Source organism: Lewinellaceae bacterium (assembly GCA_020636105.1).
In the GTDB taxonomy this organism is placed as follows: Bacteria; Bacteroidota; Bacteroidia; order Chitinophagales; family Saprospiraceae; genus BCD1.
On record JACJYL010000002.1, the window covers coordinates 1,933,006 to 1,953,112 of the forward strand.

General features: G+C 44.0%; 12 protein-coding genes. 5 read left to right on the forward strand and 7 right to left on the reverse strand.

Going from position 1 to position 20,107, the window contains the following annotated elements; all coding sequences use genetic code 11:
• Positions 1-81: 81 nt before the first annotated feature.
• The 3 genes from H6571_24725 to H6571_24735 form a co-directional block, all read right to left on the reverse strand.
• Positions 82-3,390, reverse strand: coding sequence for a VCBS repeat-containing protein (locus H6571_24725; GenBank protein ID MCB9326957.1), 3,309 nt, complete (start codon positions 3,388-3,390; stop codon positions 82-84).
• A 120-nt stretch (positions 3,391-3,510) separates the two neighbouring features.
• Positions 3,511-5,043 carry a RagB/SusD family nutrient uptake outer membrane protein gene (locus H6571_24730; GenBank protein ID MCB9326958.1) on the reverse strand — a complete coding sequence of 511 codons (1,533 nt, stop codon included), beginning with the start codon at positions 5,041-5,043 and terminating at the stop codon, positions 3,511-3,513.
• Between the two features lie 26 nt (positions 5,044-5,069).
• Positions 5,070-8,048 carry a SusC/RagA family TonB-linked outer membrane protein gene (locus H6571_24735; GenBank protein ID MCB9326959.1) on the reverse strand — a complete coding sequence of 993 codons (2,979 nt, stop codon included), beginning with the start codon at positions 8,046-8,048 and terminating at the stop codon, positions 5,070-5,072.
• A gap of 433 nt (positions 8,049-8,481) precedes the next feature.
• Between H6571_24735 and H6571_24740 the strand changes: the two genes are divergently transcribed.
• From H6571_24740 to H6571_24750, 3 genes are all read left to right on the forward strand, one after another.
• Entirely contained in the window at positions 8,482-9,483 is a 1,002-nt protein-coding gene (locus H6571_24740) for a LacI family DNA-binding transcriptional regulator (GenBank protein ID MCB9326960.1), read from the forward strand.
• 303 nt (positions 9,484-9,786) lie between these two features.
• Positions 9,787-11,442, forward strand: coding sequence for an alpha-glucosidase (locus H6571_24745; GenBank protein ID MCB9326961.1), 1,656 nt, complete (start codon positions 9,787-9,789; stop codon positions 11,440-11,442).
• Between the two features lie 100 nt (positions 11,443-11,542).
• Positions 11,543-13,123, forward strand: coding sequence for a sodium/solute symporter (locus tag H6571_24750; protein ID MCB9326962.1), 1,581 nt, complete (start codon positions 11,543-11,545; stop codon positions 13,121-13,123).
• 80 nt (positions 13,124-13,203) lie between these two features.
• Here the strand turns inward: H6571_24750 and H6571_24755 are convergent, their stop codons facing one another.
• The 3 genes from H6571_24755 to H6571_24765 form a co-directional block, all read right to left on the reverse strand.
• Positions 13,204-14,532: a vanadium-dependent haloperoxidase gene (locus H6571_24755; GenBank protein MCB9326963.1), complete on the reverse strand. Its 1,329-nt coding sequence runs from the start codon at positions 14,530-14,532 to the stop codon at positions 13,204-13,206.
• Positions 14,533-14,793: 261 nt separating this feature from the next.
• Positions 14,794-15,522, reverse strand: coding sequence for a hypothetical protein (locus H6571_24760; protein ID MCB9326964.1), 729 nt, complete (start codon positions 15,520-15,522; stop codon positions 14,794-14,796).
• Positions 15,523-15,688: 166 nt separating this feature from the next.
• Entirely contained in the window at positions 15,689-15,835 is a 147-nt protein-coding gene (locus tag H6571_24765) for a hypothetical protein (protein MCB9326965.1), read from the reverse strand.
• Between the two features lie 169 nt (positions 15,836-16,004).
• On the opposite strand from H6571_24765, the gene H6571_24770 reads away from it, so the two are divergent.
• Positions 16,005-16,502, forward strand: coding sequence for a T9SS type A sorting domain-containing protein (locus tag H6571_24770; GenBank protein MCB9326966.1), 498 nt, complete (start codon positions 16,005-16,007; stop codon positions 16,500-16,502).
• A gap of 74 nt (positions 16,503-16,576) precedes the next feature.
• Complete coding sequence (locus H6571_24775; protein MCB9326967.1) at positions 16,577-18,964, forward strand: tail fiber domain-containing protein; 2,388 nt, start codon at positions 16,577-16,579, stop codon at positions 18,962-18,964.
• 105 nt (positions 18,965-19,069) lie between these two features.
• Here H6571_24775 and H6571_24780 read toward each other — a convergent pair whose 3' ends face one another.
• Entirely contained in the window at positions 19,070-20,059 is a 990-nt protein-coding gene (locus H6571_24780; GenBank protein ID MCB9326968.1) for an IS110 family transposase, read from the reverse strand.
• Positions 20,060-20,107: the final 48 nt, after the last annotated feature.

The window sequence follows — 20,107 nt, forward strand, 5'->3', positions numbered from 1 at the left end:
GCCTGCCGGTCAAAGAGAGCGAAAGAAGGTTTGTCAGCACGTTCTTTACACCCATAAGTTTAAGATCCATACCTTTTTCTTTTATTGCTCAGGCGCACCGGCAACTGGTTTGACCAATACCGGGGCAGCATTATTGACTAAAAATAAATACCATTTTTCATTTCCAAAAATGATCGATCGGATATCCTTGATTTCTCCTTCTACCCAAAGATTGGCTTTCGATTCATCCACAAAACGGAAATTCCTGTTCCCATCGTTGAGCAATACCCCGCCAAAACTGGCATCCAGTCTTGAAAACTGGGGGATCAGGTTAAAATCATTGCCCCCTATGAGCAGATCCAGGTCACCGTCATGGTCCACATCATCGGGCAGTATGGCCTTTATGGAAGACAGCTGGGCTTCTTCAGGTAAGGGTTGCAGGGTGAACTTTCCCCCGCCATCATTCCAGGCGATGGCAGAAAGCATATAATTACAATCCTTACGGCCTGCTTTTTCCATTAACGATTTCGAGAAAAGTTCCTGGATGGATTTGTTGGCATAAACCGTATGCTTTATAGATTGTTTTTTGATGGCTGAAATCTGATCCGCCATATCCTTTTTCAACATCACAGGCATATCCTTGCCATTGATCTGTGAAGTTAAAATTTTATCCACGGTTCCGTTATCGTCAAAATCGTTGATCCAAAGCGAAATGGAGGCATCTTTGGTGGCATGGAGGTAACTGTTGGATCCATGATTGCCCAGGATCAGATCCTGATCGCCGTCATTGTCCAGGTCGGCGGCAGCCACATTATAATACCATCCGTAATATTCCGACAAATTTGTTGTGGCCTCTTTATAAACACTTCCATCGAAAGCAAAAACCCTCGGGTGATCCCAGTCTCCCACGAGGATAAGCTCTTCGCGGTCATCTCCGGTAAGATTCGTAAAAATGCCATCTGTAACCATGCTCACTCCTTTAAAATGGTTGGCAAGGGCTTCCGAGACTTCGGTAAACTGCCCGGAGCCATCATTCTGGAAAATAAAATGCACCGGGGCATAACCATAATGCCCGGGAACCGATCTTGAGAAAATGAAAAGATCCTGGTCTCCGTCTCCGTCATAATCATGAGACAGAACTTCCGAGGTATTCATACTTATTTGGGGAGAAAATCCGGTACTGAGCTCGAAATGACCTTTCCCGTCATTGATATACAACCGGTCTCTAAGCAGCACATCATTGGGTTGCAGGTGATTGCCTCCGGAACCAACGATGAGATCCTGGTCTCCGTCGTTGTCTGCATCAAAAAAGCGACAGGCCGTATCTTCATACTTAAGGTGTTTTTCAAGAACAGGCTGAGCGCTTTCCGAAAATCCTTCGGAGGTTTGAAAATAAATCTTTCCCGGTTGTTCAGAAGCGCCACAGATAAAAATGTCTTCCCTTCCATCGCCATTCACATCAGCAACAGCGGCCTTCGGCCCTTCTTTTGACAACAACCTGTACAGTCCCCTTTCGTAATAATAATCCACATAATCATCCTCCGCGTGAGGAACGAACTGGTTGTCCACACGGGTGAACATGCCCGGGCTCAAAGCTTCCTGTTTCCGGGCTGTTCCTACATCTGCAGCTGAGATCACGATGGTCTCCCCATCGGGAGTGGGATGTAACACGCTGGATCGATTGTCTGGCCATACAACAACCAGGGAATCGATCAAGGCCCCTTCTCCCAATCCAAAGATCATATGATTGTCAACGGAAGACTGGAACCCGCGGGTGGGATTAACCTGCTGGTATTGAAGTCCCGTACTGGTGTGCAGGTAGACCTTTGTGCCTACCGCCATGGTATTGGGCGATTCCCCTTCGAGTTTTATTTTAAGAGATTTATTTTTCGTATTGTTCCTGTAAATCAGAGCCGGCTGGTTCACATTGTTGATGACCAGATCAAAGTCGCCATCGTTGTCGAGGTCACCATAGGCTGCCCCGTTCGAGAAGGTCTCCTTGTCAAATCCCCATGCTTTGGAAACATCCTCAAAGCGGTATCCTGATAAATTTCTGAAAGCCATGTTTGCCAGCGGGTGGGAAGGCATTTTATCAATGACATTGTTCATATCTTCCTTTACTCCGGTGAGCACCATTTGCTGCATCAGGTCGTTGGCGAAAAAGTCCATAAAATCAAGGTCTATCACATCATGATAGATGCCGTTGCAAACAAAAATATCGGTGTACTGATCATTATCCGCATCGAACATCAGGGCGCCCCACGACCAGTCGGATGCTGCCACGCCGGCATTAAAGGCGACTTCCTTGAATTTCTTTCCTTTATTGATCTGAAGGGTGTTGTGCATGTACTGGTTATAAAATCCTTTTTCCAGTTTCAGGCGGCGCAGGTTGATATCGTCGAAAGATGCCGTCGTTTTAAGCCTGTAATCATCCTTGGGCAACATATCGGTAACGTAGAGATCCAGCAATCCGTCATTATTGATGTCCCTCAGATCCGCACCCATTGACGAATGGGAAATGTGGCTAAAATAATTTTCCATAGACTCCTTAAAAGTCCCGTCCTGCTGGTTGAGGTAAAAATAGTCTTTTTCAAAAAAGTCATTGGAGATATACAGATCATCGTAACCGTCATTGTTGATGTCGCCAACGGTAACCCCAAGACCAAAACCGATAAGGCTCTGGTAAATGCCCGCTTCATCGGAAACATCCACAAAGACACCATTGTCATTTCGGAGGAATTTATCTCCTCCCCCTTTGAGGAAATCCTTCACGGGCCAGTCTTTGGCGGCCAATTCCCTTTTATTGGAATAATTCAGCGTATTGGTAGGAATAAAGCTGTTATTGAGGAGGTACACGTCAAGGTCCCCGTCTTTATCATAATCGAGAAAAGCGGCATGGGTGGTATAACCGTTATCATCCAGGCCATATTCGGCAGCCTTATCGGTAAAGGTCAGATCCTGATTATTGATGAATAACAGGTTTTTCTGATCCTGCCCGGACACGTATCCTGCGTTGCAAACGTAAATATCGAGGAAGCCGTCATGGTTGAGGTCCACGAGGACTACCCCGGTACTCCATTTATTGGCGGCACCGACTCCTGCCTTTTCAGTAATGTCTTCAAAGGTCAAGTCGCCTTTGTTGAGGTATAATTTATTTTCCCCCATGTTAGAGGTAAAATAGATATCGGATAAGCCATCGTTATTGACGTCTCCGATAGCCACCCCTCCACCGTTATAAAAATTACGATAGGTAAAAATATTGAGATCTTTGTTATTTTCTACCTTATTGATGAAATGAACTCCGGATTGATTTTCGGGAATGGAAGAGAATAAAACATCGCCTGTTGGCCTGTCCTGTTGATTACAGGACAGCAAAAGCAAAAAAGCGGAAAAGGATAAAATTTTTTTCATTACTTTTTATAGATTGCCCTAAAAAGATAAATTTAAAAAAAAAGAGGGAGGTAATGATACCTCCCTCTGATTTTCTAACTCTAAAATATAATATATTGATCGTTTTTTAACATCTCGATATTAATATCCAGGATTCTGCTTGATATTCGGATTTGCGGACAGTTCCACAGCAGGAATCGGGAACAAAACCCGAAACGGCTCTGAGGCAGGTTTTTCATCCCAGGCGTCGAGGAAAGTACCAAAACGAATCTGGTCCTGTCTTCTGAAACCTTCCCACCACAATTCGAATCCTCTTTCATCATAGATTTCTGTCAGGCTTCCGGTAGAATTTGCAGTAGTTCCACGTTTTGTCCTGATATCATTGACAATGCTTGCAGCAGTTTGTCCACCAGTAGCCGAACCACCTCTGGCGATAGCTTCAGCTTTCATCAGTAGTACATCTGCATAGCGCAACAAGACATAGTCATTGTCCGGCAAACTCAGGTTATCAAAGTCAGGAACATATTTTACCGGACGAATTCCGGTCACTTCAAGGAAATCACTGGTTTCGAAAATGGATACATCTTCCGTAAAAATCAAAGGATGGTTTCTTCTGTCTTGCAGAGGATTTCCGTCCTTATCATACTGCTGACCTACCTGGAAACCCATTTTAGCACCAGAAATGCCCGCCAATTCAGGAGCAGTATAAGAAAGCCTCACATCATTAGGGTCTTGAAATTTGTCATAGAATTCAGCAATGGTACAAAAACCGTTCCATCCACTAGGGTTTTGGTTGTAGTGCATGCTAGAATGCCACCTAGACTGAACATTACCCGTTTGTATGCCCCCCTGGTTACGGGAAGTAAAGATAAGCTCGGTAGAAACCTGATCATTGTCTGGACGGAAATTATCCCAATAATCAACAGCCAACTGATAAGCTCCAGAATTGATGATCTGGTCACAGTATTCGATCACTTTGTTCATATCCGCAGCAGCGAAAGAAGGATCGATCCTGTCGTCGTCAGTCCAAACGCCCTTATTGAGGTACATTTTAGCCAACAGTGCTCTGGCAGCATTCTTGCTGGCCTGATAAGCGGGAACACCATCCGGAAGGTTGGTAAGAATTGACTCCAGTTCGGAAATGACATAGTTGGTAGCTTCAGCGCTGGTCATAACAGTTGGATCCGTTCTGGCAATGTCTTCTCCGGGTACCCGGGTAGGCACTTGTCCCCAGTTATCAATAAAAGTGTACATATAAAAGGCACGCAGAAATCTTGCGGCCATTTCCTGCTCCTGGGATGGGCTGAAAGCCAATATATTATTGGACAAGTACAACCCTCTTCCCATGCTGTTAAAAGCAAACCTGTTAAAGTTGTGCTCAGGATCCCATGTATGATCATGGAGGGTTCTCCAAATACCGTTATCATCCCAGTCAGTACCCCTTGTAGGGCCCATGGTTTCATCAGAAGAGTGTTGCTGGAGTGCCCATATCTGATCCTGGGTCTGGAATGTCTGAAGCGTAAGATAGGCATCATCCAACAGCGCCTGAACATCAACCGTTCCGGCTTCCGGCACAACCCCATCTTTGATTTCCTCCTTTAAGTCCGTACAGGAACTCATCAGGAGGACAAAGCTGAAAAAGCTAAATGTACCTATGATTTTAAAAACTTTCATTTTAATAGTTTTTATAATTTTTATAATTAAAATTTAACACTCAGCCCCGCCAAAATGGTACGAGCCGTTGGATAAGGAGTGTATTCAATACCAAAAGAAGGAATACCTTCAATGGCTTTGTTGGTATTCACAACAGGATCGAATCCGGAATACCCTGTAAGAATCAACAAGTTCTGACCGGTGAGGGACAATCTTGCACCTTTAAGGAAACCAGGAAGATTTTCAAATGTATAACCCACCGTCAGGTTTGACAAACGCAGGTGATCGCCGTCTTCGAGGTATCTGGTGGAAGCAGGGTAAGAGTTGTTGATGCTTTCCCCATTGCCTACGAGGTCTGAAGTGATATTTCTTCCGCTAGCAATATTACCTTTTACGAATACCGCATTCGCTGTATTGTTGTAAACCTGATAACCCAAAGCACCACTGATATTCATGACTACGTCAAAGTTACCGATCTGAAGGTCAGTAGAAAGACCAAACAGGACGTCCGGAAGCGGATCCCCTACAAATTGCTTTACAGAAGAAACGGTAGCAATAAGGGTTTCTCCCCCATTCACAGGGTCTTCATAAACAGATAGTCCTTCACTGTTGATGCCATTCCAAACAGGCAGATAATATGCAAACAAAGACTGGCCGTCAGCAATTCTTTGTGAAAATGCCCCGGTAAGACCCTGGCCGTTGATGGCTCCGGTATTGATCGCTGTTCCGAAACCCTCTACTTTGTTGGACAGATAAGTTCCGTTCAGGCTAAGGTTCCATCTCAGGTTTTCTTTTTCAACAAGAGCAAAATTCAAGCCCAACTCGATACCGCTGTTTTGGATGGTACCGTCCACATTCCTGTAAATTCTACCTTCTGTACTTGGATTTGGCTGTGCCAATGGTACGAAAAGGATGAGGTCTTCGGTTGATTTGTTGAAGTAATCCAATGTACCTGTGATTTTGTAATCCATGATGGCAAAATCCAAACCAACGTTAAGCTGTTTACTGGACTCCCACTTCAACCCTGAGTTAGGGTTGTTACGCTGAGTCAGGTTACCGTTTTCATAAGTATAGTATTCCTGGGCAGCACCGGCAGGGAATTCCTGGTTTCCGGTAACACCCCATCCCAATCTCAATTTCAGGTTATCAAATGCATCCGGTGCAAAAGCTTCGTTGTGAATATTCCACGCTGCTGCAAATGAGGGAAAGATACCGTATTGGTTGTCTACACCGAATTTGCTGGATCCATCCGCACGAATGGTTGCTGTGACGAGATATTTGTCGGAAAAATTGAAAATACCTCTCGCAAAATAAGACTGCAATTCGATATCCGGATCATGGAAGGCTTCCACTCTCTGGTCGGTATTACTGGCCGATTCGAGAATATCAGTATAATCGAGGTTAGAATTAGGCGCTAAATCGGTAACAAAAATATTAGTACCTCTGTTGGTATATTTCAAATACTCATATCCCCCCAGCAAATTCAATGAAAATCCTGAAGTGATGTCTTTCTGGTAATTCAAAGTATGAGTGTACTGTACACTACCGAGCTGGTTGTTCCCTACGATTGCCTGGCCACGACCTACAATCCCGTTAAGGTTCAATAAAGGATTGGCAGAAACTCTGCGCTCCCCTCTGGCATTATCCAGACTGACGCTAAACTTATAGTTCAATCCTTCAACAAGCTTAAGGGTAGCCGCCACATTAGCGATTACGCGAGTGATGTTAGTCTGGTCATTGATGTAGTCATTCAAAGCCAGTGGGTTCCTATTTTCCAAAACATCCTGGTCATAGCTGCCGTCTGCTTTTTTCAAAGCCTTGGTCGGGTTCCACTGCAAGGCAGCACCGATCAATGAACCTTCGTAACCGGAATCATCAGATATGGCCGCATCATCCTGTATGACATTAGAAGCAGTCAGGCCGAAATCAAAGGTCAACCGTTTGTTGTCAAAAGCATCAAAAGATGACTTGACCCCTCCTGTGTATTTTCTAAGTCCTGAACCAACGATAATACCGGTCTGGTCAAATACGCTACCGAATACACGATAACTGTAATCGTCACCGCCGCCATTCACACTCAGGGAGTGAGAGTTGGTATAACCTGATTGCAAAATGGCATCCAGCCCGTCGACGTTGTCACCGTAATCATTAGTTGAACTTAGATTTTCTGCTTTCAAAGCGTCGCGGTAAGCATCTCCTGAAAGGTAATCAGGCCTTTTCAGAATGGTGCTTAATCCCTGCTGAACATTGTATTCAATTGAAGGTTTACCGGTTCTCCCTTTTTTAGTGGTGATCAGGATTACCCCGTTGGCACCTCGAGATCCGTAGATAGCTGTTGCGGAAGCATCTTTCAACACTTCGATAGAAGCAATTTCATTAGGGTCAATAAAGGCGAATGGGTTAGAGCCTTGTGATCTACCGAGGCTGGTGACATCTCCACCCGGCTCAGCACTTCTGTTGTCCAACTGGATTCCGTCCACTACGATGAGCGGATCGTTACCGGATCGAATAGATGAAGTCCCCCTGATGTTGATCTTTGTCGCCGCTCCCGGCGCGCCACTGTTCCCTACAATCTGTACCCCGGAAGTCCTGCCTTCCAATAATTGCTGAGGAGAAGAAATGGCTCCTTTGTTGAAATCTTCTTCTCCAACTTTGGATACCGATCCCGTCAAATCGCTTTTTCTGACAGATCCATATCCGATGACGACGATCTCATCGAGCAACTGTCCCCCGGAAAGCATTACATCCACGACATTGGAACTGCCGATGGTAACTTCCTGAGAATTGTATCCTGTGTAAGAGAAGACCAAAACGTCAGACCCCGCAGGAACCTCAAGGGAATACTTTCCGTCAAAATCCGTGATGGTTCCCGTATCAAGTCCTTTGATCAGGATATTGGCTCCGAAAAGTGGTTCCTTGTTATCTGCATCGGTAACCGTACCCGAAATGGTTCTTTGTCCGAACGCAGAAAAACTTACCACCATCAGAATCAATAAAAAATGAAACTTGGTAATGTACATTTTCATACCGTTTAAATAGTTTTGTGAATAATATTTTTGTTTAAAGCGTAATTTTAACTCTATAGATTTGGCGCAAACTTAAAAAAATTCAAACCTGACAAAAAAATTCTTCGTTGCTTTTTTGCAGTGTTAAAATAATTCGAAACAAAATTTGGATTCGAGCATAAATAACACGAAATAGCTACGTTAAATTTGGAGTAGCAATGCCGACTTTAATTACGCGTCTCGTATTTTTTTGAAATAAAATTTCGAAATGAAGTGGCTTTGTTGTTCTAAAGTCCAAATTTAGTCAAATTATCCAAACATCAAACCTTTCAAGGGAAATTTTCCAATTACAATAATATACTTTTTTTTTTAACCGCAAAAACACAAAAATCCCGCAAACGTTTGCGGGATTGATTGTTGTGAATAATTAATAAAAAAATCTTACCTTTCGCAAATGAAAAGAGTAACCATAAAAGATTTGGCCAAAATGTTGAATATTTCAACCTCTACGGTCTCCAGGGCACTCTCTGATCATCCTGACATCAGCCGTGCCACCAAGACCAGGGTAAGGAGTGTGGCAGAAGAGTTCAACTACACCACAAATGTTCATGCACAATTTTTCAGGAAACAACATTCAGGGTTGATCGCTCTTATTTTACCGGAGATCAATATGTTTTTTACCCCCAATCTGATTAAAGGCATCAATAAAACCATTGACCATTCTAAATATTCTCTCATTATTTTCCTGACGAATAACAGTTATTCCAAAGAAAAGGAGGTCATAAAACAATGTCTGGGCTGGGCGGTGGAAGGCGTACTCCTTGCCCTGGCCAAAGATACTTACAATCTCAAACACCTCGACCCGCTGACCAAAGCCGATATAAAATGTGTATTGCTGGATAAAACCCTGGAAAATGAAACCTATCCAACCGTAACCATCGATAGTACAGAAGCAAGCTTTATCGCTACTTCCTATTTAATTAATAAAGGTCACCGGAATATTTTGGGTGTGTTTGGCAGTCCTAATTATGTCATTTCGCAGGATAGGATTAAAGGGTATGAGAAAGCGTTGAAAGCGAATAATATACCTGTCATGAAAGAAAACATTATTTCTGTGGACAAAAGCGAGGATTTGGATTTTATTCTTCCCCCGATACTGAATCACAACAAACAAATTACAGCCCTTTTTGCGATGTCGGACGAAATACTTGCCAAAAGCATGTACCACATCAATAGCCTGGGATTGTCTATCCCTGAAGAAATATCTATTGTTTCCATAAGTGATGGCGTTTACCCTTATTTGACTCATCCTTTAATCAGCCATGTAAAAGATTCAGGGAGCAAAATGGGAAGAAATGCATGCAAACTTTTACTTGACTGGATCGACAAACCCTCCAAAAGCGATTATTCCAACCTGGTGGTTTCCACCAAATTAGTTGAATTAGGATCTGTTTAAATTTGCTTCTTCAGGTTTCATTTTTTCAGAAAAGATAAATGGCAAGTGCCGGAATCACAAAACCGGCCCCCTGCAAAAAGGCCTGACCTTAGACGGCTGGAAACCATTTCCACCGGAATGGGTCCGGTTCTTGTCGTCAATTAAATTCAAGCACCTAATTTGCAATAATTGAAAAAAAAAATTACTTTAGCCGCTCCTAACTCAAAAATATTCCTGTAAAAGCCAACCCCAAATGTTTTCTTTTCAAAATTCCTGATCCCGGGAAACCGGTTTATTTGACTTACTTGCAAAACTAAAAAAAGGATGATATTTTACCCTAAATGGTGGAAGGAACAGGTTATTTACCAGATTTATCCACGCAGTTTCAAGGATAGCAACGGGGACGGCATCGGAGATATTCCCGGCATTATCGAAAAGCTCGATTACCTCAAAGATCTCGGGGTAGACATCATTTGGCTCGGTCCTGTTTATCCTTCCCCTAACGATGATAATGGCTACGATGTAAGTGATTACAGGGATATTCATCCGGAATTCGGCACCATGGCTGATTTTGACCGTTTGCTGACTTCTCTCCATGAAAAAGGAATGAAACTCATCATGGACCTGGTGGTCAACCACAGCTCCGATGAACACAAATGGTTCCAGGAATCCCGACAATCCAAGGACAATCCCTATCGCGATTTTTACATCTGGAAAAAGGGCAAGAACGGAGGACCTCCAAACAACTGGACTTCCTTTTTTGAGGGAAGCGCCTGGAAATACGACGAACAAACCGACGAGTATTTTCTTCACCTGTTTACGCAAAAGCAACCCGACCTCAACTGGGAAAACCCGGTCGTCAGGGCCGAAGTTTTTGACATTGTCAGGTTTTGGCTCGATAAAGGCATTGACGGCTTCAGGATGGATGTCATTTCGCTGATCTCCAAACGGCTGGATTTTGACGATACTCCCTACGAAAATTTTGTGGATACCATCAAACATATTTATTCCAATGGCCCGCGTGTCCATGAATTCATTCGGGAGATGTATGACAAAGTCCTCAGCCATTATGATGTAATGACCCTTGGAGAAGGTCCCGGCATTTCCAAAACCCAGGGACTCCAGTACGTGGGTCACGACAGAGGGGAACTCGATATGATCTTTCATCTTGACCATATGTTCCTCGGGTTCGGTCCCGGTGGAAGATTTGACCAGGAGCCTTATGACCTGAAGGCCGTAAAAAAGGTCTTCAAAGAATGGTACGATGCCATGGGCGCTTCGGGGTGGATCAGTATATTTCTGGATAATCACGATTTTCCACGCATGGTTTCGAGGTTTGGAAACGACCAACAATACAGGGTGGAAAGCGCCAAACTATTGGCCATGCTCGTTTTAACCATGCGAGGCACCCCTTGCATATACCAGGGCAGTGAAATCGGGATGACCAATGTCCAATTCGGTTCGATTGACGATTTTCGAGATGTTGAAACACTCAACTTTCACAAGGCTCTGCTAAAAAACGGGATGCCTGAATCTGAATTCCTTCGCCTCGCCAATGCCAACGGCCGGGACAACGTGAGAACCCCCATGCAGTGGTCTGATGCAAGCCACGGAGGATTTACCACCGGCACGCCCTGGATTGACGTCAATCCTAATTACACGGAAATCAACGTTGAAAAAGAATTGCGCGACGAACATTCCATTTATTTCTTTTACCAAAAACTCCTGTCGCTACGTAAGGGCAATGAAACCCTCGTTTATGGAACTTTCGAGGATTTATCCGAAGGAGCCAATGATCTCTTCATTTACCAAAGAACAGCCAAGGAAGAGCAGTACACCATCGTGCTGAACTTTAGTGACCATGAAAATGGGGCAGCCCTTTCATCTGCCCCCGGCTCCTTGATCTTGTCCAATTACGACCCTGTCAAAACGTCTCTTCAACCATGGGAAGCCAGGTTGTATAGAAAGAAATTAAACTAAGCGATTTGCTGTAAATTTGAAATTTAATATGGACATCAACGCTATTTATACTATATTGTCCAACTTTAAACAATAAACACTTCAAAACAAAATTACCGGCATGAATTTTAACCTAACCGCAATTGACTCAGGGATCATTCTTTTTTACCTGGTCGCCATTATCATCCTGGGATTCTACTTTGGCAATAAACACGAGGACGCTGAAGATTATTTTCTTGCCGGGCGAAGCCTTACCTGGCCCATCATCGGGTTCTCCCTTTTTGCGTCCAACATGTCCAGCAACAGCCTGGTAGGACTGGCAGGAGCCGGCTATAAAGACGGATTTTCCGTTTACAGTTATGAATGGATCGCAGTCCTTGTACTCATTATTTTTGCCGTTTTTTTCCTTCCATTCTACCTCAAGAATAAGATTTTTACCATTCCGGAATATCTTGAAAAGCGATACAGCTACATTGTGAGAGCCTATGCCTCAGGAATCGCCATCGTGTTAAACATCCTGGTAGATATTTCAGCCACTCTTTACGCTGGCGGGCTGGTGGTCAACCTGATATTTCCACAGTTTGCCTTGTGGGAGATCATTGTAGGACTCGCCCTCGTAGCGGGTGTTTATACCATCACAGGTGGCTTGAGTTCGGTTATGTACACGGATGCTGTTCAGGCGGTGATTCTGATTTTTGGATCCACGCTGATTACCTGGTTTGCTTTCAAGGCAGTGGGCGGCTGGGATGCGGTTTACGCGGTAACCGAACAGGAACATTTTAACATCATGAAACCTGCCAATGATCCGAATATGCCCTGGCCTTCTGTTTTTACCGGAGTGTTGCTGCTGGGTTTTTATTTCTGGGGAACCAACCAGTACATCACCCAGAGAACCCTGGCCTCTAAAAACCTCCGGCAAGGGCAGTGGGGGGCTATGTTTGCCGGTTTTTTGAAATTGAGCATTCTGTTCATCATGATCTTCCCGGGAGCCTTTGCCAGGGTATTGTACCCTGACATGACCGAAATGGATATGATCTATCCGACCATGTTGTTCGACCTTTTGCCTACTGGCTTGCTGGGCATCGTCCTGGCCGGGTTGATCGCGGCCATGATGTCAAGCCTAGACTCGGGGCTGAACTCCGTTTCCACTTTAATCACAATGGACTTTGTCACAAGACTCAAGCCGAATCTCAGTTCGAAACAACTTATGAATATCGGGCGGATCGTAACCACTCTTATTATGGCCATTGCCATCGCCTGGGCTCCCCAGATCGGAAGATTCGAAAAGTTATGGGACTATCTTCAAAATACCCTGGCGTGGTTCTGTCCGCCCATCGTTGCCTTATTTGTGATGGGGCTGTTTTTCAAAAAGGTCAACAATACAGGGGCTATAACCTCCATAATCGTAGGCACCACCATCACCGCTGTACTGATTGGTTCCAACATTGCCAATATCGATTTGCATCTGGGTAATTTCCTTTATGTGGCTTTCTTCCATTTCCTGATTTGTTCAGCCGCACTCTTGGTGGCAAGTTATTTCGGCCAACACAAGCCTGATGAAGAACTGGCACAGGTGGTATGGACACCACAGGAATTGAAAGATGAAACCGCGCAGCTCAAGGATCTGCCCTGGTACAAAAACTACAGGGTGCAGGCCTTGTTTCTTTTGGCGATAGTGGTTGTCATCCTGTTGATTTTCTGATCGTAACTTTAACAGGAATAAAAAAAGGCAACGGGAAAATTCCCGTTGCCTTTTTTTTATTCCGTCATTCAACGTTTGGGTCAGTGTGTATGTACGGTTTCAGCAATATATAAGCCAATTTTTTCTCCCTGCTTAATCCCAAATTCGATGGCCGGTCGGTAGTGAATACCGCCATACAACCTGGAAACGGCAGCTTCTTCGGATGCGGCGAAGAAAGAAATGAAATCACGTGCCGGCAGCCCGAATTTCATTTCCGAGTCATCGTGAAATGAAAAATCATCCCCATAAATATGGGTAAGACATACGGCGGCCGATCGTGAAATAACAGAGTGCCCGCTGGTATATTCCGGAAAAGGAGGTGTCTGCAGCAATGGCTTCCATTTTTCATCTATGTATTCATTGATCACTGTTTCAGGGCGCACCACATTGGAGCGATACTTTTCATCCCAACAGGAAATAAAAGCATCTGCCAGGGAAATGGCCGTTAGGGCATAAGCTTCCGATGCTTTGACAAAATTGGCATTCGCCTTTGTATTGGCAATGGAAACAATTTCCATCCAGTGGCCACCCGGCGTAATCTTTTTTGTGGCCAGCATGACGTGGCCCGTCACATTAACCACATAAGGGTTGCAGTCCCAGAATTTGGCGATCTCAACGTGTTCAGGCTCCCCTTTGGCCACAGCATTGTATACTTCCATAGTTTCCTCATAAAACCGGGAACCTTTCTGGCTATTGAATTCCGTTGGCACGGGCGGTTTAAATTGCTGGGCCGAATCCAGTACAAAAGGTCTGATGTTCCTCCAATCCGGTTCAATGCCTTCTATATAAGCCGGGGGCGTAGGGATCCACCTGGCAGGATCCTTTCTGACGGTATATTTCGGAGCCGACCGGGTTTCTTTATAATTGTCCTTATCCGCCCAGGCCAGGATGGCCTGAGCCATTGCTTCACCAAATGCCCTGGAGCGATTATAAACGGCGTCGGGAATTCCTATTTCCAGGAGGACAGAATCCTGTGTGGCCAGGAAATCGGTCATCAACTCTTCTGAAAATATGAGTTTTTTACCGACCAGGTGAAAAGCATAAAGGGCCGATACCTGATAGGCATATTCTTTTGTCGTGTCAGGAACAGGCAAAGATTCGAGGCCATTGAGTTGCCGCGCAAGGGTTTTATAGTTTCCGTCGAGATACCGGGCACATTCGTAAGCCGCGATGGAAGGGTAAGCATAAACCCTGCTGGCTACCGGAGGTGAAAAAATATCGTGTATCAACACATCCGTAAGCTGGGTGACCGAGTGGATCAAAAATTGTGTGTCGTCAATTTCCGTTTTCCATTCTTCTGAAGGCTTTTCGCAGGAAAAAACAAATATTAACATTAACCCTGAAAAAAAACAAAGGCCGTTTCTAAACATCCTTGACATCATTCGCAATAATTTATTAGTAAAATAATCTGAATATTTTCATCGGAAAAAGCTGAAACACATCTATTCCGTCATCTTGTCAGTAATTTCAAGGCCGGCAATGATCAAAATTTAAAGGGTGTGCGGCAAATTTAGAATAATTTTACAAAGATAAAAAATCATTTACCACCCCGAACTAAGGCCTTCCCGAATGGCCCGGTCATATTTCCTTCTGTCGAATTCATAAAGTGAAGGGGCTTTATGAATTCCTCCTTAATTGAGTTTCTTCAGCTCGAACTGCCCATAATTCATGCTTCCTGAAAATTGATTGGAATAATTGAACCAGTCAAATCCGACTTTCAACCGGAAGGTCGTTTCGTAATTTCCTTCATAAATCCTACAGGAAGTGATCACGGTATTAAAGGGCGGCAGGAAAATTTCATTCAGCCCGTGCCCACAGTCGTAAACATAACTCAACTGCAGAGGCTGCCAGGTGCCTGTGCTGTCCAATGCCTCCAAAATGATTGGAATAAACTGGCCATAACCTATAGAAAGGGTATCCGTGGTTAGATTTTTAATGAATACCGGGTAGGCACAATAGCCCGGGCGTTTCCAGGAAGCACCTTCTGCGACCTGTATCGGCTGAGAGCCAATAGTATATGGGTTTGAATTGGGAATGATTCTGGTGGTATCTACAAGCACTCCCAGGCAGAAAAGATCAGGAACCTTAAACCGATCCCAGGAATAATCGTAATAGGATTCAAATTCCGAACGGTGATCCAGCTGGATGGTTTTGGACAATTCCCCTATGAAAACGGGAGGGTAATCCGCCACGGACAAATACTTCTCTTCATCAACAATGCAATCAATATCAAATGTATCCACCAGCACAATCTGAGTCGGATCCATCTCCTGCTGGTCATGTAACTTTTGCATCAAACGATCCTGCTCGTTACAGCCCAAACAGAAAAAAACTAAACATAAAACGGTTATATATTTCATTGTAAACAATTTATTGATGCTTTGAAAATGAAGCAAGCGATCTCAACACAAATATAACCAATTTGTTCTTAACCCACGACATGCGGGATTTTCATAAACATGTATTAATCTTCATTGAAAATATGTCTGTCTTAAAGGGGTAAATTTAAAAATGTTTATGTTCAATTTATATTGCCATATCATAAGCCTCCCTGAGCCATCCGATCAACTCTCCGTCGACTTCGTCAACCGTGGACAACCTGACGCGGTGGGTGCACATGGTACCAAAAGGACCTGAATTTTCAAGACGCCCGTCAACAGGTTTTCCTTTCATTTTCAAGCCAAGATCGATCCTTTCCGTTAAAAACCGTTAAACAATCCTAATGAAATTTTAAAAAAATGAAAAGCAATAAACCTTTGCCGATATTAACGATCATTAGACAAAAGCAATACGTAAAATCGATTTACGGCCAACTTAATAATTCACCAAAACCGCGCTCAAAATGTCACATTTTACTAAAAACCTATTACTGATTCTTTTTTTGCTGCCCCCGGTATTTACACTACAGGCACAAAGTCTTTCTCAAACGGTCATCGGATCTGCAGGCAACCATCAAATGGCCTCCTCGGGAGAGAATCTCCACTGGACCGTTGGGGAAGTTGCGGTTGAAGCTTATGAAAATGACCTCACTCTGGGTCAGGGTTTCCATCAAATGTATTATGACCTTTTTATCACTCCTGTTTGGGATTTGAAACCTTCCATTGATCTCAATCTATTCCCAAACCCCACAGCAGGATGGTTAATACTTGAAAATCCTACGGCAACGCCGGTGAGCGTGATGGTCACCAATCTGCTTGGACAGACACTGTTTTCAACTTCCATCGATACTTATGAAGCCGACTTTGACCTGGCGCCCTACCCAAACGGGCTCTATCTATTTTCTGTACTTTACCACGGCAGGATGATCAAATCCTTCAAAATCAACAAACAAAGTAATTGACTTCAAGCAAAAATTACAGCCACCATCCACGGCTAAACCATCACCCTGTTTAAAAATATCTAAACCAAAAAGTTATGAAAAAGCTATTCACTATTTCCGCACTGTTTTTCTTTTTTCTTTCCTTTATTCAGGCACAGTCTCCTCAGGCTTTCAACTACCAGGCGGTTGCGAGAGATGCGAACAACAACCCCTACCTGAGTACGACTTTGAGTCTTCGGATAAGTTTATTGCGCAATAGCGAATTCGGGATCACTGATTTCTCCGAACGCCACCTTGTCACCACGAGCGACCTGGGTGTTTTTACGCTGAATATTGGAAAAGGTACTGTTTTGACCGGAATTTTTGACGCTGTTGACTGGGCCTCTCATTCTTATTACTTAAAGGTGGAAATGGATCCTTCCGGCGGCACCAACTATTTGGACATGGGCGTGAGCCAGTTACTCTCTGTACCCTACGCCCTGTATGCCCGTGAATCAGGCGACGGAGAAACCGATTATGATACCGACCCCGAGAATGAAATCCAAAGCCTTTCTTTGAATGGTAATGCCTTAATCCTTTCCAACGGCGGTGGTTTTGTGACCCTGCCTGAGGATATGGATAACCAGACATTGACCGTTTCGGGCACCAACCTGATCATTGAACATGGCAATACAGTTGATTTATCTGTTTTGCAGGACGGCGTAACGGATGCGGATGCCGACCCTGAAAACGAACTTCAAACCTTATCTTTTGATATTACGACCAACGAACTTTCTTTGTCCAACGGAAATACTATATCTATTCCCACCGGAGGAACAGATGCCGATGCCAATCCGTTGAACGAGCTACAAAACCTCTCGCTGGACGGCTCTATTCTGACCTTGTCCGATGATGGAGGAAGCGTGGATTTATCAATCCTCCAGGATGGTGTTACGGATGCGGATGCCAATCCATATAACGAAATTCAGACCCTCAGTAAATCCGGCAATACAGTGACCCTTTCCAATGGCGGCGGCTCTTTTGTAGATGACGTTACCGATGCCGATTCAAACCCCCAAAATGAACTACAGCAACTGAGTTTAAATGCCAACATCCTTTCGCTTTCCAATGGTGGTGGAAGCGTGGAATTGCCAACAGACGAAGCGTCCAGCCTCTGGTCAGAAAATGACTCAGGCATAGATTATCCAAGCGGCAATGTAGGCATTAACACCACAACACCTTACGCTGCCCTTGAGGTGTACAACGATGATAGTGATTGGGAAGCCGGTTATTTCTACCTGTCGAATACTGCGAATGGCTACTCGGCGCTGGCTGGCATCACGGAAGGCTCGGGATCAGGTGTTTCAGGAACTTCCTTAGGCGAGGGTGCCGGAGGTTTCTTTGAAAATGATAATGATAACAACCTGGCACTGCAAACGGGAGCAGGCAGGGTGGGCATCGGGACAGATGAAGCCGACGGGCGGATGGAAATTTACCATAATTCTACCCCTTCAGATCCTACCCTGTTACTCCGGGAAGAAGCCAACGATTACGCACGCCTGGATTTCAAAAACACCTTCAATGGTAATAAAAAATGGTCGATCGGCGGTTATGCTGGCAGTTCAGATTATAGCTCAAAACTCAGTTTCCAGTTCAAACAGGACGGTTATGCCGGTCAGGACCACCTGACCATTCTCGGTGATGGTTTTGTCGGCATCGGCAATACTAATCCTGACCAATCCCTGGTAGTGGGCCAAAACATTGGCACCGGCTGGAGCATTCCTGCTATCACCGTGGGCGATAATACCGGAGGCGCTATCGAAGTCGGCAACAGTCAGTACAGTCTTAGTATAGATGCTGCTTCGCCTTATAACAGGATCGCCTCCACCTCTCCCGACGGTTTTGGATTGGGAGAAATCGAAATGCGTACCTCGGGGATTGCCATCGGAGAAAGTCCGGGCAGCCCTGCAGGATATATGATGGCTCTCGTTCACGAAGATTACGGTTTGCTCATCGAACGTGCCGGCACCTCAAACAATTGGGAGATTTACGCGGTAGATAATCCCAACCATAACCTCAGCCTGTTTTCCAATGGTTATTTCCGTGGAGAATTTGACGGTACTTCCGGCGAATACTACTCCGTTTCTGATCGTAACCTGAAACAAAATATTAACCCAATTGGGAATGTGCTCGATCAGGTGATGCAATTGAAAGCTTCACGTTATCAATACAAAGACAACAACCCCGGGCAAAAGCAATCCATCGGCTTCATCGCCCAGGATGTTCAGCAATTGTTCCCAGAGCTTGTCACCGTCAGTGAAGATAAACGCTCGGAAGGCATCCATGCGGTAAATTATGCAGGTTTCAGCATCCTGGCCATCAAAGCCATCCAGGAGCAACAGACACAGATTGAAGCACTCAACGCTGAGCTGGAAGCCCAAAAAAAGAAGGCGGAAGCGTTGGAGGCCAGGCTTGTGAGATTGGAGCGGTTGTTGGAGGAATAGTATTACAGAACCGCAAATATGAGTCATCCCGAATTTCATCTAATCAGATTAAATTCGGGATGAACTGTGTTCATCTCCAAATTTTTTTCGGAAAATCAGAAAATTTTATTTGGCAAAATAATGTTTTAGTCTGTATTCCGGATCAAATTTTTGTCCAGTTATAGCTATAGTGAAAGCGATTTTCAGCAACTTATTGGCCACCGCAATCATGGCTACTTTAAATGGTTTTTTCTTTGCAATATAGAGTCTTTCAAATAGTTCCTTACATACAGGGTTAAACCTTTTGGCACTTAAAGCACATTCATAAAGTAACTTTCGAAGATAGGATGACCCTAACTTGCAGATGTGTGAAGCTCCCTTAACACTTACTCCTGACTCGTATGTCCGAGGAGCTAACCCCACATAGGCTATCAAAGCTTTATATGATCCAAACTTGGTAAAGCCTCCAGTTATTAGGATTAAGGTGGCTACCGTTTTGGGACCTAAACCGGGAATTGATCGTAAAGAAGCCTCTAATTCTTTGTAATGTTCTTTAATGCTATTATTGATAAGGCATTGTATTTCTTGTAAATGTTTCTCTAATTTTACTATTTGGCACTTTATTATTTCAAGGGCTTCTTTACTGGGGTCTGGTACAAGTTCAAAGTTTTTTTGTTGATTGATTAATGCCGTCTTTTGTTTTGTTAATTGTGCAGAAACTGTCATTAACTGTTGAAGTTGTCTTAAATGTGTCGGTGGAGCTGTCCAACTTTCAGGCTTAAATACTTGGCCATACTGGGCAATAACATAAGCATCTACCCTATCTGTTTTTGCCCTCTTGAGATTCAATCGAGAAAAATACTTTACACGCAAAGGGTTGACTACACTAACACGTTTATCATGCTCAACTAAATATAATGCCAACCCTACATGATAAGATCCCGTTGCTTCTATTATGCATAAGTCCTGATCACTAAGGTTTTTAGCAAACTTTTGCCAACCTTGAGCATCATTATTAAAACGGCTTTCTTCTAATAGAGCCCCTTGTGATAAAACGCAGACATCAAAACTATCTTTTGATATGTCAATTCCTACAAAACGATCAGATTGTTTCATACTAAATCGGTAAATTTGTGTTGATAAAATAACTTCTGTTATGCCTCA

Bases quoted from the DNA above. Each gene is read 5' to 3' on its own strand.
- H6571_24725 (MCB9326957.1), bottom strand. From the start codon at position 3,390: ATGAAAAAAATTTTATCCTTTTCCGCTTTTTTGCTTTTGCTGTCCTGT.
- H6571_24730 (MCB9326958.1), bottom strand. From the start codon at position 5,043: ATGAAAGTTTTTAAAATCATAGGTACATTTAGCTTTTTCAGCTTTGTC.
- H6571_24735 (MCB9326959.1), bottom strand. From the start codon at position 8,048: ATGAAAATGTACATTACCAAGTTTCATTTTTTATTGATTCTGATGGTG.
- H6571_24740 (MCB9326960.1), top strand. From the start codon at position 8,482: ATGAAAAGAGTAACCATAAAAGATTTGGCCAAAATGTTGAATATTTCA.
- H6571_24745 (MCB9326961.1), top strand. From the start codon at position 9,787: ATGATATTTTACCCTAAATGGTGGAAGGAACAGGTTATTTACCAGATT.
- H6571_24750 (MCB9326962.1), top strand. From the start codon at position 11,543: ATGAATTTTAACCTAACCGCAATTGACTCAGGGATCATTCTTTTTTAC.
- H6571_24755 (MCB9326963.1), bottom strand. From the start codon at position 14,532: ATGTTTAGAAACGGCCTTTGTTTTTTTTCAGGGTTAATGTTAATATTT.
- H6571_24760 (MCB9326964.1), bottom strand. From the start codon at position 15,522: ATGAAATATATAACCGTTTTATGTTTAGTTTTTTTCTGTTTGGGCTGT.
- H6571_24765 (MCB9326965.1), bottom strand. From the start codon at position 15,835: ATGAAAGGAAAACCTGTTGACGGGCGTCTTGAAAATTCAGGTCCTTTT.
- H6571_24770 (MCB9326966.1), top strand. From the start codon at position 16,005: ATGTCACATTTTACTAAAAACCTATTACTGATTCTTTTTTTGCTGCCC.
- H6571_24775 (MCB9326967.1), top strand. From the start codon at position 16,577: ATGAAAAAGCTATTCACTATTTCCGCACTGTTTTTCTTTTTTCTTTCC.
- H6571_24780 (MCB9326968.1), bottom strand. From the start codon at position 20,059: ATGAAACAATCTGATCGTTTTGTAGGAATTGACATATCAAAAGATAGT.